16 protein-coding genes are annotated in these 14,156 nt (G+C 71.7%); 13 read left to right on the top strand and 3 right to left on the bottom strand.

Going from position 1 to position 14,156, the window contains the following annotated elements:
- Nucleotides 1-64: 64 nt before the first annotated feature.
- The gene (purQ, locus tag F1D61_RS17225; protein ID WP_203152909.1) at nt 65-751 is read right to left on the bottom strand and encodes a phosphoribosylformylglycinamidine synthase subunit PurQ; all 687 of its coding nucleotides are present in this window, start codon (nt 749-751) and stop codon (nt 65-67) included.
- Complete coding sequence (gene purS / locus F1D61_RS17220) at nt 748-990, bottom strand: phosphoribosylformylglycinamidine synthase subunit PurS (RefSeq protein ID WP_048449910.1); 243 nt, start codon at nt 988-990, stop codon at nt 748-750. The genes purQ and purS overlap by 4 nt, the downstream gene beginning before the upstream one ends.
- A gap of 235 nt (nt 991-1,225) precedes the next feature.
- Here purS and F1D61_RS17215 point away from each other — a divergent pair, with 235 nt between their 5' ends.
- The 4 genes from F1D61_RS17215 to F1D61_RS17200 all read left to right on the top strand — a co-directional run bounded on the left by F1D61_RS17215 (nt 1,226) and on the right by F1D61_RS17200 (nt 3,303).
- Complete coding sequence (locus tag F1D61_RS17215; protein WP_203152908.1) at nt 1,226-1,963, top strand: helix-turn-helix transcriptional regulator; 738 nt, start codon at nt 1,226-1,228, stop codon at nt 1,961-1,963.
- 106 nt (nt 1,964-2,069) lie between these two features.
- Complete coding sequence (locus F1D61_RS17210) at nt 2,070-2,732, top strand: acyl-homoserine-lactone synthase (RefSeq protein WP_203152907.1); 663 nt, start codon at nt 2,070-2,072, stop codon at nt 2,730-2,732.
- Between the two features lie 11 nt (nt 2,733-2,743).
- A complete protein-coding gene (locus F1D61_RS17205) occupies nt 2,744-2,986 on the top strand; it encodes a hypothetical protein (protein WP_203152906.1) in 243 nt (80 codons plus the stop codon).
- Nucleotides 2,983-3,303 carry a hypothetical protein gene (locus F1D61_RS17200; protein ID WP_203152905.1) on the top strand — a complete coding sequence of 107 codons (321 nt, stop codon included), beginning with the start codon at nt 2,983-2,985 and terminating at the stop codon, nt 3,301-3,303. Before F1D61_RS17205 ends, F1D61_RS17200 begins: the two co-directional genes overlap by 4 nt.
- A gap of 28 nt (nt 3,304-3,331) precedes the next feature.
- On the opposite strand, the gene F1D61_RS17195 is transcribed toward F1D61_RS17200, so the two are convergent.
- Complete coding sequence (locus F1D61_RS17195; RefSeq protein ID WP_203152904.1) at nt 3,332-4,177, bottom strand: PIG-L deacetylase family protein; 846 nt, start codon at nt 4,175-4,177, stop codon at nt 3,332-3,334.
- A gap of 772 nt (nt 4,178-4,949) precedes the next feature.
- On the opposite strand from F1D61_RS17195, the gene F1D61_RS17190 reads away from it, so the two are divergent.
- From F1D61_RS17190 to F1D61_RS17150, 9 genes are all read left to right on the top strand, one after another.
- Nucleotides 4,950-5,726: a ferredoxin--NADP reductase gene (locus F1D61_RS17190; RefSeq protein ID WP_203152903.1), complete on the top strand. Its 777-nt coding sequence runs from the start codon at nt 4,950-4,952 to the stop codon at nt 5,724-5,726.
- Nucleotides 5,727-5,774: 48 nt separating this feature from the next.
- Nucleotides 5,775-6,512: an aspartate/glutamate racemase family protein gene (locus F1D61_RS17185; protein ID WP_203152902.1), complete on the top strand. Its 738-nt coding sequence runs from the start codon at nt 5,775-5,777 to the stop codon at nt 6,510-6,512.
- Nucleotides 6,513-6,774: 262 nt separating this feature from the next.
- A complete protein-coding gene (locus F1D61_RS17180; protein ID WP_203152901.1) occupies nt 6,775-8,685 on the top strand; it encodes a methyl-accepting chemotaxis protein in 1,911 nt (636 codons plus the stop codon).
- Nucleotides 8,686-8,800: 115 nt separating this feature from the next.
- On the top strand, nt 8,801-9,667 hold the full coding sequence (locus tag F1D61_RS17175) for an isocitrate lyase/PEP mutase family protein (RefSeq protein ID WP_203152900.1): 867 nt from the start codon (nt 8,801-8,803) through the stop codon (nt 9,665-9,667).
- Complete coding sequence (locus F1D61_RS17170; protein ID WP_203152899.1) at nt 9,664-10,824, top strand: GNAT family N-acetyltransferase; 1,161 nt, start codon at nt 9,664-9,666, stop codon at nt 10,822-10,824. The genes F1D61_RS17175 and F1D61_RS17170 overlap by 4 nt, the downstream gene beginning before the upstream one ends.
- 93 nt (nt 10,825-10,917) lie before the next feature.
- Entirely contained in the window at nt 10,918-11,664 is a 747-nt protein-coding gene (locus F1D61_RS17165) for an SDR family oxidoreductase (RefSeq protein ID WP_203152898.1), read from the top strand.
- A gap of 234 nt (nt 11,665-11,898) precedes the next feature.
- On the top strand, nt 11,899-12,882 hold the full coding sequence (gene denD / locus F1D61_RS17160; RefSeq protein ID WP_203152897.1) for a D-erythronate dehydrogenase: 984 nt from the start codon (nt 11,899-11,901) through the stop codon (nt 12,880-12,882).
- A gap of 355 nt (nt 12,883-13,237) precedes the next feature.
- Nucleotides 13,238-13,624: a hypothetical protein gene (locus F1D61_RS17155; protein WP_203152896.1), complete on the top strand. Its 387-nt coding sequence runs from the start codon at nt 13,238-13,240 to the stop codon at nt 13,622-13,624.
- 192 nt (nt 13,625-13,816) lie between these two features.
- Nucleotides 13,817-14,152: an Hpt domain-containing protein gene (locus tag F1D61_RS17150; RefSeq protein WP_203152895.1), complete on the top strand. Its 336-nt coding sequence runs from the start codon at nt 13,817-13,819 to the stop codon at nt 14,150-14,152.
- Nucleotides 14,153-14,156 lie beyond the last annotated feature (4 nt).

Raw genomic sequence — 14,156 nt, 5'->3', positions numbered from 1 at the left:
CCTGCGGTCGCACCTCGGGATGAGGTCGTGGGCGGGATGAGGCAGAAGCTCCCCGACAGAACGCTCAGGCCGCCTTGGCCAGGCTCTCGAACAGCCCGCGCCCGTCGGTGCCGCCGACCAGGCCTTCCACGAAATTCTCCGGGTGCGGCATCAGCCCGAGCACGTTGCGGGTCTCGGAATAGATGCCGGCGATGGAGTTGAGCGAGCCGTTGCGGTTGGCCTCGACCGTGATCTGGCCGGCCTCGTCGCAGTAGCGGAACGCCACCCTTCCCTCGCCCTCGATCCGCGCCAGCGTCTCGGGATCGGCGAAGTAGTTGCCCTCGCCATGCGCGATGCAGACGTCGATCACCTGGTGCTGGCTGTAGGCCTTCGTGAAGGCGGTGTCGGTGCGCTCGACCCGCAGGGTCTGCCGGTGGCAGAGGAAGCGGCGGTTGACGTTGCGCATCAGCACGCCCGGCAAAAGGCCGGATTCGCACAGGATCTGGAAGCCGTTGCAGATGCCGAGCACCAGGCCGCCGCGGGCGGCGTGGGCCCGCACCGCGTCCATGGCGTGGGCGCGCCCCGCGATGGCGCCGCAGCGCAGGTAATCGCCGTAGGAGAAGCCGCCGGGCAGGACCGCGAGGTCGGTGCCGGCGGGCAGCTCGGTGTCGGTGTGCCAGACGTTCACCACCTCGGCGCCGGAGAGGCGCAGGGCCCGGGCGACGTCCCGCTCGCGGTTCGAGCCCGGGAAGACGACGATCGCGGCCTTCATCGAGCGATCTCGACGCGGTAGTTCTCGACCACGGTGTTGGCGAGCAGCCGGTCGCAGGCCGCCTTCACGGTGGCCTCGGCGGCGGCCTCGTCGGCGGCCTCGACCTCGACCTCGAAGAACTTGCCCTGGCGCACGCCGGCGATGCCGGTGATCCCGAGCGAGCGCAGCGCCCCCTCGATCGCCTTGCCCTGAGGGTCGAGGACGCCGGTCTTCAGGGTAACGGTGACGCGCGCTTTCATCGGCCAGACCTTCGGCAGCGGAGGGCTTGTTTCAGGCTTTCCGATAGTGCGGAACGGGATCAGAGGCAACGCCGGCTGCGGCACCGTGCGGGAGGAGTGAGCACGCGCCGGAGCGCGTTTCGCACGCGCGCATTGATCTTTGCTGGAGGGATTCTAATACTGGTCCCGGGCCGGCGGCGATCGCGCGGCGGACGAGTTCGCTTCGCGCGGGGGCGCGGGGTTCAGGGGTGGGTCCATGTCGGACGCCGACGACGCGTTCATTCGTCAATCATTCGACCTGATCGACGGTCTCGACGGCCTGTCGGACCCGCTCGACGTGCAGAAGACCATCTTCGACCTCGTGTCCCGCTGCGGCTTTTCCTACTTCGCCATCACCCGGCTGCCGCAGCCGAGCGAGCGGATCGGCCCCAACCTCCTGCTCAGCGTCTGGCCCGAGGGCTGGCTGTCGCATTACGACCGGGTCGGCCATTACCGCCACGACCCGGTGGTGCGCCACTGCTTCCGCACCACCGAGCCCTTTGCCTGGAACGAGGTGCCGCACGATCTCCACGACGACCACCGGGCCCGCCGGGTGATGGAGGAGGCGCGGGAATACGGCATGGGCGCGGGCTATTGCGTGCCGATCCACGACGCCCACGGCTTCCAGGGCGGAATCTCGCTCGCCGGCGAGCGGGTCGAGATGACCCCCCGGGTGCGCCGCGCCATCCACCTGCTCGGGCTCTACGCCTGGTCGGCGGCATCCCGCACCACGAGCCGGGGGCGCAAGCCGGGTGGGCGCCTCCTGAGCGCCCGCGAGCGGGACGTCCTGTCCTTCGCCGCGCAAGGGCGCACCCGGGAGGAGACCGCCGATCTCCTCGGCGTCTCGGTCGAGACCGTCGCCACCCACCTGCGCAACGCCCGCAGCAAGATCGGCACCCGCAACATCACCCACACGGTGATCGAGGCCCTGCGCCTGCGCGAGATCACACTCTAGAAGCGCGCTTACGCACAAAACTCGTCCCGGACCTACCGGTTTTCGGGGATACCGGACGACGTTCCCGTCTGGCCTTATCGGGGCCGGACGCAAGGGACGTCAGTGCATGATCCGCCTTCACGTCGTCGACCGGCCGGGCCGCTTCACCTACGCCGATGCGCTGGCGCAGCACCATGCCCTGCGGCGCGCCGCCGCCGAGGAGGGCGGCTGCCGGGCGCTGCGCGCCGTCGACGCCGCCGGACGCGACCGCTTCGACACCGAGGCCACGCGCTACCTGCTGGCGATCGACGGCGAGGGGCAGGTGGCGGGCGGCACGCGGCTCCTGCCCGCCGACCGGCCGACTCCCCTGAGCGAGGTTTTTCCCCATCTCGCCGACATCCGCGGCTTCGCGCGCGAGCCCGGGACCTGGGAATGCACCCTGTTCTTCGTGTCCCCGCGCTTTCGCGAGAACCGGCCGCCGTCGCGGGTGGCCGGGATCGTGGCGGCGGGCCTGATCGAGCATTGCCTCGACCAGGGCATCCCGCAGCTGAACTTCGTCGCCGAGACCTACTGGATCCCCCACATGGCGGAGATCGGCTGGCGCCCTCGGCCCCTCGGCCTGCCCGTCGCCGAGACGGGCGTCTCGCTCTGCGCCGTCACCATCGCGATGACCGAGGAGGCCCTGGAGGAGACGCGGGCGGCCTACGGCCTCGTCGCCCCCGTGCTGGCCCATCCCCGTCGATCGATCCCGCCGGACCGGGCCAGGCCCGGGCGCGGCCTGTCAGCGTGAGGTCGTCAGCGATGCCGCGTTACGGCGACACCCGCCTCTCCACCCCGATGCCCCGCCTCGCGCAGCCGGCGGCGAGCCCGCAGCCGCCGGCCGACCGCCTGGCCGAGCACCTGATCGAGGCCTACCGGAGCGCCGCGGAGTGCGGGGATCCGGTCGCCCTCGACCTGATCCGGCTCGCGCTCTGGCATGTCGGCCGCACCTATCCGCCGTCAGGCCAGCCGTCCGTTCAAGTGCCGGGGGAGCATTGGTCGTGACGCTTCCCGCATCCCGTCCGCTCCGGCCCCGCGCCCGTCGCGAGGCGGCCCGTCCCATCCCGTCCACCCACGCCCAGGCCCGCACCATGACGCCCGCCCTCCACTCCTCCCCGTCGCAGTCCCATCTCTCCCAGGCCGCCCGGGCCGAGATCCAGGCCCTGCGCCTCGCCGCCGGCATCCTCGACCTGCAGCACACCGCGAGCCCGCAGATCCGCGACCTGCCCTCCGTGCAGGCGATGATCCGCGCGGCCGCGGCCGTGTTCGACGAGCTCGGCTTCGGCGAGGAGGGCGAGGGGGAGCGGACGATGTCGTCCTGACCAGCGCCGGGCGCGGATCGGTCGCCGGTCAGCCGGTACCGGCGATCTCCCGCTCCGCCGTCTCGGCGAGCGCCTGGAACCGCGTCCCGTCGAGGCCCGATTTCCCGTAGAGCAGGCGCCCGCCGTTCGGCAGGATTCCGAACGGGCCGTCCGGTGCCTCGCGGAAGCGCTCAAGGGCGATCGGGACTTGGTTCAGGGTCGCGGCCTGGCTCGCATGGGCGGCGAACAGGGCGGCCTTGAAGGCGCAATCCTCGGGGTCGAGATGGAGCGCGATCGCCCGCCGCGGCGGATCGGCGGCCAGAAAGTCGGTGGCCCACAGGTCGGCGTCGAACCCCTCCGGCCCGGCATGGTAGAACGGCATCTCGATCACCACGAGGCGCTCGGGACCGAGCAGGCGCCGGGCGCCGCGAAGCGCGAGCGCCACCGCGTCGTGGTCCGGATGGCCGCCCTCGCAGGCATGAGTCAGCGCCACCGTGATGCCGCGCGCGACGAAGACCTCGGCCAGGTGCCGGGCGAGCGACGCGATGCGCTCCGCCACACCCCCGTCGGGATACCCGAGCGTGATGCGCCGCTCGGGCGGGATGCCGGCGAGGCTCAAGGCGGCATCGAGCTCCCGGGCGCGGGCGGCCGCGTAGGCTTCGGGATCCGAGAATCCGCGGCGCGCGGCGTCGCGCCCGTCGCGGGGCGCCCCGTCGGTGACGTGGATCACGGTCAGGCCGGCAAGGCGCGGCAGCTGCGCGCCGCAGCCGATGCACTCGTCGTCCGGATGGGCCACCACGAGCGCGGCGGCCTGCGCCGCCACCGGCCGGCAGGCCGGATCGGCGAGGGCCGCCAGAAAGGCTTCGGCGGCGGGCGAGGTCGGGCCGATCGCCATCGCGGTCAGTGCGCCTTCCGCGGGCCGGGGGCGGGACCTGGCCGGACCATCGCGGCGCGGATTCCGGCGAAGTCCTCTCTCATCTGCGGGGGACGAGCAGGGTGGGGGGCGAGGCCCCGGTGCGCGGGGGTGAAGCAGAAGGTCACGGTCACGTCGAACTCCGCTCGAGCATTTTCCGACGAAGTGGATACCGGTTCGTCGCAGAAATGCGGCAAAATCAAAGGCCTGGAGAGCTTCGCGATTGCAGCGCGATCGTGAAGTGCTCTAGGGGGCTCCATCCGCCGGTCGAACCGGCGAGGACATCGGCCCGGAATGAATCGGCCCGGGACGGGCCGGTGCGGAGATACGTCACCCCGGCCGCATCCAGGCCGCCGTCCGGTCGAGCCGGTGATCCTGGTCGTGGACCCACCGGCACCGGCCGCGGGGTGCCGTCCTTGCACAGGAGACCCATATAGGAGCGTCGGTCACAGGAGGAGCCCTCCGCTCGCCGGTGCCGGGCGCCCGCGCCCTGGGGCACGTCACGATCGCGCTGCAACCGGGGAGTGCTTCAGGTCTCTGGTTTTGCCGCATTTTCTGCGGCGGACCGGTCTCCACGTCATCGGGTCGCGTGTTGGAAGCATTCCGAAGAACAGCCGGTTTTCCCTGCGGCTTGACGGCCACGCAGACCTCGCTTGTGCGCCGACGCCTTGACGGCGATGCCGCACCTGCGAGATGAGCATCCCAAACCGACAACCTCGCGACCCGTCGAGCGCCTTTCAGGATTCCTGGCACGATGAGCAACTTCAACGAGGAGCGCGTCCTGTCCGTCCATCACTGGACGGACTCGCTCTTCAGCTTCCGCACCACCCGCGACCCGTCGTTCCGCTTCCGCAACGGCGAGTTCACCATGATCGGCCTCAAGGGCGAGGGCGCCAAGCCGCTGCTTCGCGCCTACAGCGTGGTCAGCGCCAACTACGAGGACGAGCTGGAGTTCTTCTCCATCAAGGTGGCTAACGGCCCGCTCACCTCGAAGCTGCAGCACCTCAAGGTCGGCGACCCGATCGTGGTCAGCCGCAAGGCCACCGGCACCCTGGTGCTCGACAACCTGATGCCCGGCCGCAACCTCTACCTGCTCGGCACCGGCACCGGCCTCGCGCCGTTCCTGGCGATCATCAAGGATCCCGAGACCTACGAGCGCTTCGAGAAGGTGATCCTGGTCCATGGCTGCCGCCAGGTCCAGGAGCTCGCCTACGGCGAGACGATCACCGAGACGCTGCCGCAGCACGAGCTGATCGGCGAGATGGTCCGCGACCAGCTGATCTACTACCCGACCGTGACCCGCGAGCCGTTCCGCAACCGCGGCCGCATCACCGACCTGATGACCTCGGGCAAGCTCTTCTCCGACATCGGCCTGCCGACGATGACGAAGGAGGCCGACCGCTTCATGCTCTGCGGCAGCCCCGACATGATCCGCGACACCCGCGACCTGCTCGCCGGCGCCGGCTACGTCGAGGGCAACCACGGCGAGGCCGGCCACTACGTCATCGAGAAGGCCTTCGTCGAGAAGTAGCCGCGTGATAGGCGGGATGCGCCGGGACACCTGCGGGGAGACCTGACCGTGCGCATCCTGCTCATCAATCCCAACACCACGGCCGCCGTCACCGAGCAGGCGGCCGCCCACGTCCGGCAGGTGCTTCATCGGCGCCTGATCCCGGCCGAGATCGTGCCGGTGACCGGCCGCTTCGGCGCCCGCTACATCGCGAGCCGCGCCGCCGCGGCCATCGCCGGCCATGCCGCCCTCGATGCCCTGGCGGCGAACGTCGCCGGCTGCGACGCGGTCTATCTCGCCTGCTTCGGCGATCCCGGCTTGCTCGCCCTCAAGGAAGTCTCGCCGGTGCCGGTCGTCGGCATGGCCGAAGGCGCCTTGCACCTCGCCTGCACCCGGGGGCGCCGCATCGGCATCGTCACCGGCGGCGTCCTGTGGAAGCCGATGCTGACCGAGTTCGTGGCGATGCTCGGCCTGACCGAGCGCCTCGCCGGCATCCGCACCGTGGCCCCCACCGGCGGCGAGATCGCCCGCGATCCCGACGCCGCGCTCGGCCGCCTGGCGGCCGCCTGCCGCGACTGCGCCGAGATCGACGGGGCCGACGTGGTGGTGCTCGGCGGCGCGGCCCTCGCCGGCCTCGCCGAACGGGTCCAGCCGCAGGTCGCCGTGCCGGTGATCTGCTCGGTCGAGGCCGGGGCGCGGGCGGTGATCGCAACGGCGGGTCTCGCGGGCGCCCGGCCGGCCCTGCCGCCGACCGAGAGTGTCGGCCTGTCTGAGGATCTGGCGCGGATGCTGTCCGCCGATCGGTGACGGGCCCGCCCCTGAAGGCAGGCCGAGGGGGCGCCGTCGCTGCCCGATGATCGATACTCCAGTCTTGTACGCGAAAGACTGTTAGTCTTTTGCGTCAGATAGCCGTTATGTCACGCAACGTTTCCACCCGTACCGGATCTTAACTGGTGTCCGGCTAACGTCATGGCCCGTCCTTCCGGTGGGTCGTCCAATGAAGCTCAGCTTCCCCAGCCCTGGTCTGCGCGCACAGATCGCGGCCCTCGGTATCGGTGGCGTCCTTCTGTTGGGCATCGTCTTCGGGTGGGGTTCCTGGACGCAGGAGAGGAAGCAGGCGAGCGCCGACCGGGCCGCCGAACTGGCAAGCCTGATCACGGTGGTCTCCGACAGCCTGCTCAAGGCGCACCAGATCGAGACCGATTTCCTGCTGCACCGGCGGCACACGCTGATCGCTGAGCGCCAGGCCCTGCTGACGAAGGCGGGCGAGACCCTGGAGGAGATCGAGCGGCGGGTCGCCCCCCTGCCGGGCGATGCGCCGCTCAAGGCGGCGGAGGCGCTGCGGGCCGGCCTCAACATCTATGCCACGCGCTTCCAGAACGTCGCGGCCGCGCAAGCCACCCTCGGCTTCACCGAGAAGGACGGGCTGCAGGGGCGGCTGCGCGCGGCGATCCACGACGTCGAGGCCCGCCTCGCCCGGATCGACGATCCCCGCCTCGCCGTGCTGATGCTGACCATGCGCCGGCACGAGAAGGACTTCATGCTGCGGGGCGACGAGGCCTATGGCGACGCCCTGCGGGCGCGGGCGGCGGAGTTCGAGGAGGCCCTGGGGCGCACAGGCCTGGGCGCGGACGAGAAGGCGGAGATCGGCGGCCTCGTCGGGCGCTACCGCGACGGCTTCATGGCCTATCTCGTCGGCGCCGGCAGCCTGAAGGAGGAGGCGGACGACCTCGCGACGATTCATGCGCGCCTCGCGCCCCGCATCGCCGCGGTGGCGCGGGCCGCCGAGGAGGAGCGCGCCCGGGCGCAGGCGGCGGTGACGGCCTCCCGGGACTGGACGGGCCGGATGATCCTCGGCTGCATCGGCCTCGTCGTCCTGTGCGCCGCCGGCCTGTCCTGGTGGGTCGGCGAGCGCATCTCCCGCCCGCTGACGCATCTCGCGGCCGCGATGGGGCGGGTCGCCGGCGGCGACCTCGCCGTCGCCGTGCCAGCCTCCCGGCGCCGGCTCTCCGAACGCAAGGACGAGATCGGCGCCATCGGCCGGGCCTTCGCGGTGTTCCACGCCACCATGGTCGAGAATGCGGCCCTCGTCGCCGACCAGGCGGCCCGGCGCGCCAGCAGCGAGGCGGAGCGGCGGGCGGCGTTCCGCGACATGGCTGACCGGTTCGAGCAGGCGGTGGGCGTGGTGGCCGCCACGGTCTCGGCCTCGGCCGGCGCCCTCCAGGAGACCGCCCGCGGCATGAGCGGCATCGCCGCCGGCACGGCCGAGCGCTCCGCCACCGTGGCGGCGGCGGCCGAGGAGACGGCGCGGAACGTCGAAGCGGTCTCGGCGGCGGCCGGGCAGGTCGGCGCCACCGTGGCGGCGATCGGCCGGCAGGTGCGGGATTCCGCCGACCTCGCGCGGCGGGCCGTGGCCGAGACCGACGAGGCCGGCGCCTTCGTCCAGGCCCTCGACGGCGCCGCCCGCCGGATCGGCGACGTGGTGCAGTTGATCTCGACCATCGCCGGGCAGACCAACCTTCTCGCCCTCAATGCGACGATCGAGGCGGCCCGGGCCGGCGAGGCGGGACGCGGCTTCGCGGTCGTGGCGGCGGAAGTGAAGCAACTGGCGAGCCAGACCGCCCGGGCCACCGAGGAGGTCGGCGGCCAGATCGGGCAGATCCAGGCCGCCACGGCCCGCGCCGTCGCGGCGATCGGCACCGTCACCGCCCGCATCCGCGAGATCGACGGGGGCGCCGCCGCGATCGCCACCGCGGTCGCGCAACAGGGCGAGGCGATGCGCGAGATCGCCCGCAACGTCGCCGAGGCCTCGACCGGCACCGGCGAGGTGACGCGCACCATCTCCGGCGTCGCCCAGGATTCCGAGGAGGCCGGTACCGCCGCCGCCGAGGTCCTGGCCTCGGCCTCCGCGCTGGCGCAGCAATCCGACCGGCTCGGGGCCGAGGTCGCGGCGTTCATCGCCTCGGTGCGCGCCGCCTGAGACCAGCGCCCGAGAACACCGCTCGAGAACACCGCCCGAGAAACCGGGCGCGCGGTTTACAGCGGGCGGCGCCCTATGAAAGGCTGGCGCCCCCGATTCCCGCGAGACGCTTCCGATGACCGACCCCGCCGCAGCCCGCGCCGCCTTCCGGCGGCTCCACGAGGGCGGCTGCTTCGTGATGCCGAACCCTTGGGACATCGGCACCGCTCGCTACCTCGCGGCGATGGGGTTCCCGGCGCTCGCCACCACCAGCTCGGGCTTCGCCTTCACCCGCGCCCTGCCGGATACCGACTGGGCGGTGCCCCTCGACGCGATGCTGGCCCACATCGCCGAGATCGCCGCCGCCACCGACCTGCCGGTGAACGCCGATTTCGAATCCGGCTACGCCCACGATCCCGAGGGCGTCGCCCGCAACGTCGCGGCCTGCATCGCCACCGGAATCGCCGGCCTGTCGATCGAGGATGCCACCGGTGACCCGGCCCGGCCGCTCTACGACATCCGGGAGGGCGCCGAGCGCATCCGTGCCGCGCGGGCCGCGATCGACGCCTCCGGCACCGGCGTGGTGCTGACCGGCCGGGCCGAATGCTACCTCACCGGCCATCCCGAGCCGTTGCCCGAGGCGATCCGCCGGCTCCAGGCCTATGCCGAGGCCGGGGCTGACGTGGTCTACGCCCCCGGCCCGAAGCGGCGCGAGGAGATCCGCACCCTGGTGGAAGCCCTGGCGCCGGTGCCGGTCAACATCCTGATGAGCACCAATCCGGGCCTCAAGGTCGCGGATCTCGAAGGCCTGGGCGTGCGCCGGATCAGCGTCGGCTCGTCCCTGGCGCGGGCGGCCTGGACCGGCTTCATCCGCGCCGCCCGGCGCATCCACGACGAGGGCAGCTTCGGCGGCTTCGACGGCTCGGTCGGCTTTTCCGAGATCAACGGCTTCTTCCGCCAAGACCTGAAGAACCGGGACCTGAAGGAGCGGGGCGGCGCATGAATCCCGATCGCGATCCCGTCACCGGCCTGCCGATCGGCCACCCCGTCGCCACGACCGGCCCGGCGCCCGGACCCGAAAGACGTCGCCTCGACGGGCGCCACGTCACGATCGTGCCGCTCGATGCGGCGGCGCACGGCGCCGACCTCGCCGAGGGCGCGGTCGGGCCCGGCCGGGAAGCCCTGTGGCAATACATGGCCGCCGGCCCGTTCGACGACCGCGCGAGCTTCCAGGCCTATCTCGCGGGGTGCGAAGCCTCCGCCGATCCCCTGTTCTACGCCATCCTCGACGCCGGGAGCGGCAAGGCCGTCGGCCACGCCGCGCTGATGCGGATCGACCGGGCGAACCGGGTGATCGAGGTCGGCAACATCCTCTACACCCCGGCCTTGCAGCGCAAACCCGGCGCCACCGAGGCCATGCGGCTGCTGGCCGGGTACGTGTTCGATCTCGGCTATCGCCGCTACGAGTGGAAGTGCAACGCCCTCAACGCCCCCTCCCGGAGCGCGGCGCGGCGCCTCGGCTTCTCCGACGAGGGGCTGTTTCGCCAGGGCATGATCGTGAAGGGCCGCAACCGCGACACGGCCTGGTTCTCGATGCTCGATTCCGAGTGGCCGCAGATCCGCCAGGGCTTCGACCGCTGGCTCGATCCGGCAAACCTCGCGGGCGGCCAGTCCTTGCGCCTCGGCGCGCTGACCGCCGCGGCGATTCCCGGCACCGCCTTGCGCCGGGCGACCACGGCCGACGAAGGCGCCCTCGCGGCCTTGCAGGAGGCGGCCTACGCGCCGAACCGCCCGATCCTCGGCGTCGAGCCGGTGCCGCTCCTCACGCCCGCCGCCGAGGTGCTGGCGCGCTACGAGGTCTGGCTCTGCGACCGGGGCGAGGCACCCGCCGGCGCCCTGGTGCTCGATCCGCATCCCGATCACCTGACGATCTGGAGCGTCGCGGTCGCTCCTTCGCATCAGGGCAGCGGCCTCGGCAATGCCCTCCTGGCGGCGGCCGAGGCGCGTGCGCGGGACCTCGACCTGTCAGACCTCCGGCTCTACACGGGGGACAAGCTCGTGCGGAACATCGACTGGTACGCACGGCGGGGCTACGCCACCGACCGGGTCGAGGACCTGGCCGATCGGCGTCTGGTCCACATGCACAAGACCCTCGCCTGACGGCGAGATGCACAAGACCCTCGCCTGACGGCGACACGGTTTCACGACCAAGCCCCGCCGCCGAGCGGGGCGCGACACGACGGGAGGATACACATGGCGGGACGGCTGACGGGCAAGCGCGCGGTCGTGACGGCGGCGGGCCAGGGGATCGGACGCGCCATCGCGGCGGCCTTCCTGGCCGAGGGCGCCGAGGTGCTGGCGACCGACCTCGACGCGGGGAAGCTCGAGGGCTTGAAGGGCGCGCAGGCCGCCTCCCTCGACGTGCGCTCGGACGCGGCGGTGGCCGAGTTCGCGAAGGGGGCGGGCCCGGTCGACGTGCTGGTGAACGCCGCCGGCTTCGTCCATCACGGCACCATCCTCGATTGCACCGACGCCGAGTGGGAGCTGGCCTTCGACCTCAACGTGCGCTCGATGCACCGCACCATCCGGGCCTTCCTGCCGGGGATGCTGGAGCGCGGCAACGGCTCGATCGTCAACATCGCCTCGGCGGTCGGCGCCGACGCCACCGCGCCGAACCGCTACGTCTACGGCGCCTCGAAGGCGGCGGTGGTGGGCCTCACCAAGGCGGTGGCGCGGGACTACATCCGCAGCGGCGTGCGGGCGAACGCGATCTGCCCCGGCACGATCCAGTCGCCCTCCCTCGACGAGCGCATCGCCGCCCTCGCCTCGATGAACAAGACCTCGGTCGACGAGGCCCGCCAGGCCTTCATCGACCGCCAGCCGATGGGCCGGCTCGGCACGACGGAGGAGATGGGCGCGCTCGCCGTCTATCTCGCCTCGGACGAGTCCCGCTTCACCACCGGCCAGTGCCACGTCGCCGATGGCGGCTTCACGCTCTGAGAGCCTGTTTGATCGACTCAAGCACTTACTCCCACACACGACCTCATCCTGAGGTGTCAGCCGATTGAAAATCGACTGACCTCGAAGGAGGGCTCCAGGGATCGCGAAGACTTCTGGAGCCCTCCTTCGAGGCTCCTTTCAGTCGCACCTCAGGATGAGGTCGCGAGAGGGATGGAAAAGGTCGTTGCAGCTAAATTTCCGCAAGTCAAACAGGCTCTGAAGGGAAACGCTTCGATGCATGTCCTCATTCTCGGCGCCGCCGGCATGGTCGGCCGCAAGCTCCTCGACCGGCTGGTCAAGGACGGCAGCTTGGGCGGCGAGACCATCTCCCGCCTGACCCTGCACGACGTGGTGCCGCCCGAGGCGCCGGCCGGCACCAAGATCCCGGTCTCGCTCTCGGCCTCCGACTTCTCCGATCCCGGCGAGGCCGAGCGCCTGGTCGCCGGCCGGCCCGACGTGATCTTCCACCTCGCCGCCATCGTGTCCGGCGAGGCCGAGGCCGATTTCGACAAGGGCTACCGGATCAACCTCGACGGCACCCGCCGCCTCTACGACGCGGTGCGGGCGATCGGCGAGGGCTACAAGCCCCGCTTCGTCTTCACCTCGTCGGTGGCCGTCTTCGGCGCGCCGATGCCCGAGCCCATCCCCGACGAGTACCTGACGGCGCCGCTCACCAGCTACGGCACCCAGAAGGCGATCGGCGAGCTGCTGCTCTCCGATTACTCGCGCCGGGGCATCTTCGACGGCGTCGGCATTCGGCTGCCCACCATCTGCGTGCGGCCGGGCAAGCCCAACAAGGCGGCCTCGGGCTTCTTCTCCGGCATCATCCGCGAGCCGCTCGCCGGCCAGGACGCCGTGCTGCCGGTCTCCGACCAGGTCCGCCACTGGCACGCCTCGCCGCGCTCGGCGGTCGGCTTCCTGATCCACGCCGCGACGATCGACACCAAGCGGCTCGGCGACCGCCGCAACCTGACCATGCCGGGCGTCGGCGCCACCGTCGCCGAGCAGATCGAGGCCCTGCGCCGCGCCGCGGGTGATTCCGCCGTCGCCCGCATCCGCCGCGAGCCCGATCCGACGATCGAGCGCATCGTCGCCGGCTGGCCCCGCACCTTCGACACCCGGCGGGCGCTGGAGCTCGGGTTCAAGGCCGAGCCCGACTTCGACGCGATCGTGCGGGCGCATATCGAGGACGAGCTGGGCGGAAAGGTGCCGGCGTAGCGGCGTTTCCCCTCCCCGCCGTCCGGATCGTGGACGGGGGTCACAGATGGTCGGGCGCCCGGATCACCGGGTGAGCCCGCCGGGCCGGTTGGATCGGATCGATCCGACCGGTCCTCGATGAATACGACCTCGCCTCGTCCGTCCGGGCGCGACGGCGCCCGCAGGGACGCTGGTCTATCGAAGCGGCCCTGCTTCCCCGGATCCCGCGCCGTGCCGGTCGTCCATTCCATAAAATTGTTTAAGACGGCGAAACGTCGATTTAATGCAGTCTTTAAGCTCCTCTCCGTCGTTAACATCCGGGTAGGGCTCGTCGCGGCTAACTGATCGGGACCAGTACGCCCGAAAGGACTTCGCAGTGTTCGAGACCAGCAGCCTTGCCGCGGCCCCTCCGCCGGCCGCGATCGAACCCGTGATGCGGATCGCCCCTCCTCCTCCCGCGGCCCGGGGACCCGTCGAGCCGCCCCTCGACCCGGCGGTGACCTTCGACCTGAGCCCCGACGCCCGCAAGGCGGTCGCCCGCGGCACCGCCGCGCCGACGGAGGGCCTCGAGGCCCAGGCCGACCGGGCCCATTACCGGCGCGACGCCGACAGCCAGCAGATCGTGTTCCAGGTCATCGGCCCGGACGGGTACGTCGTCGAGCAGTTGCCCTCCGAGGCCATCCTGCGGGCGCGCACCTATGCCCGGGAGGCGGAGGCCGCCCGGTCGGCGGAGATCGGAACCTCGGTGGCGCGGTCGGCCTGAAGTCGCGACCACGGCGGCGATCCGGGATCGGCCCCGATCCTGAAGGGATCGGCCCCGATCCGTCGAGGATCCCCCTCGATCCTGAAGGGATCGGCCTGATGGCCGAGCATCGCGACCGCCCCATATCCTGTAGCATCGCGCTCCGAGAGCCGACGCGCGCGACTTCACGCGGCGCTACAGGAGCCGGACGCCATGGCGACGACGCCCCCCTCACTCGACGCCGCGACCTATGCCGACCTGCGCCAGGCGGTCGGCGACGAGGCGATGCCGGTGCTGCTCGGCCGCTTCCAGGCTCAGCTGCGGGACTGGTCGGTGCGGGGAGAGCCGGCGGCTCTGGGCGCCGCGGCCCATGGGGTGATCGCCTCCTCGGGGCTGATCGGCTTCACCCGGCTGTCGCGCCTCTGTGCCGCCCTCGAGACCGCCTGCCAGGGCGGCGACCTCGAGGCGGTCCGAACCCTCGCCGCCGATGTCGCCGCCGAGAAGTCCGTGGCCGAGGCGGAGATCGCCCGCCTGATCGCCGCCGGTTGATCCC

Origin of the sequence: Methylobacterium aquaticum, from assembly GCF_016804325.1 — a bacterium.
Lineage (GTDB): Bacteria > Pseudomonadota > Alphaproteobacteria > Rhizobiales > Beijerinckiaceae > Methylobacterium > Methylobacterium aquaticum_C.
Note: the sequence above shows the minus strand (reverse complement) of the source record. Positions and strands in the feature narration are given on the sequence as shown.

What these genes read in the sequence shown, in the direction of transcription:
- purQ (WP_203152909.1), bottom strand. Translation starts at nt 751, where the DNA reads ATGAAGGCCGCGATCGTCGTCTTCCCGGGCTCGAACCGCGAGCGGGAC.
- purS (WP_048449910.1), bottom strand. Translation starts at nt 990, where the DNA reads ATGAAAGCGCGCGTCACCGTTACCCTGAAGACCGGCGTCCTCGACCCT.
- F1D61_RS17215 (WP_203152908.1), top strand. Translation starts at nt 1,226, where the DNA reads ATGTCGGACGCCGACGACGCGTTCATTCGTCAATCATTCGACCTGATC.
- F1D61_RS17210 (WP_203152907.1), top strand. Translation starts at nt 2,070, where the DNA reads ATGATCCGCCTTCACGTCGTCGACCGGCCGGGCCGCTTCACCTACGCC.
- F1D61_RS17205 (WP_203152906.1), top strand. Translation starts at nt 2,744, where the DNA reads ATGCCGCGTTACGGCGACACCCGCCTCTCCACCCCGATGCCCCGCCTC.
- F1D61_RS17195 (WP_203152904.1), bottom strand. Translation starts at nt 4,177, where the DNA reads ATGGCGATCGGCCCGACCTCGCCCGCCGCCGAAGCCTTTCTGGCGGCC.
- F1D61_RS17190 (WP_203152903.1), top strand. Translation starts at nt 4,950, where the DNA reads ATGAGCAACTTCAACGAGGAGCGCGTCCTGTCCGTCCATCACTGGACG.
- F1D61_RS17175 (WP_203152900.1), top strand. Translation starts at nt 8,801, where the DNA reads ATGACCGACCCCGCCGCAGCCCGCGCCGCCTTCCGGCGGCTCCACGAG.
- F1D61_RS17170 (WP_203152899.1), top strand. Translation starts at nt 9,664, where the DNA reads ATGAATCCCGATCGCGATCCCGTCACCGGCCTGCCGATCGGCCACCCC.
- F1D61_RS17165 (WP_203152898.1), top strand. Translation starts at nt 10,918, where the DNA reads ATGGCGGGACGGCTGACGGGCAAGCGCGCGGTCGTGACGGCGGCGGGC.
- denD (WP_203152897.1), top strand. Translation starts at nt 11,899, where the DNA reads ATGCATGTCCTCATTCTCGGCGCCGCCGGCATGGTCGGCCGCAAGCTC.
- F1D61_RS17150 (WP_203152895.1), top strand. Translation starts at nt 13,817, where the DNA reads ATGGCGACGACGCCCCCCTCACTCGACGCCGCGACCTATGCCGACCTG.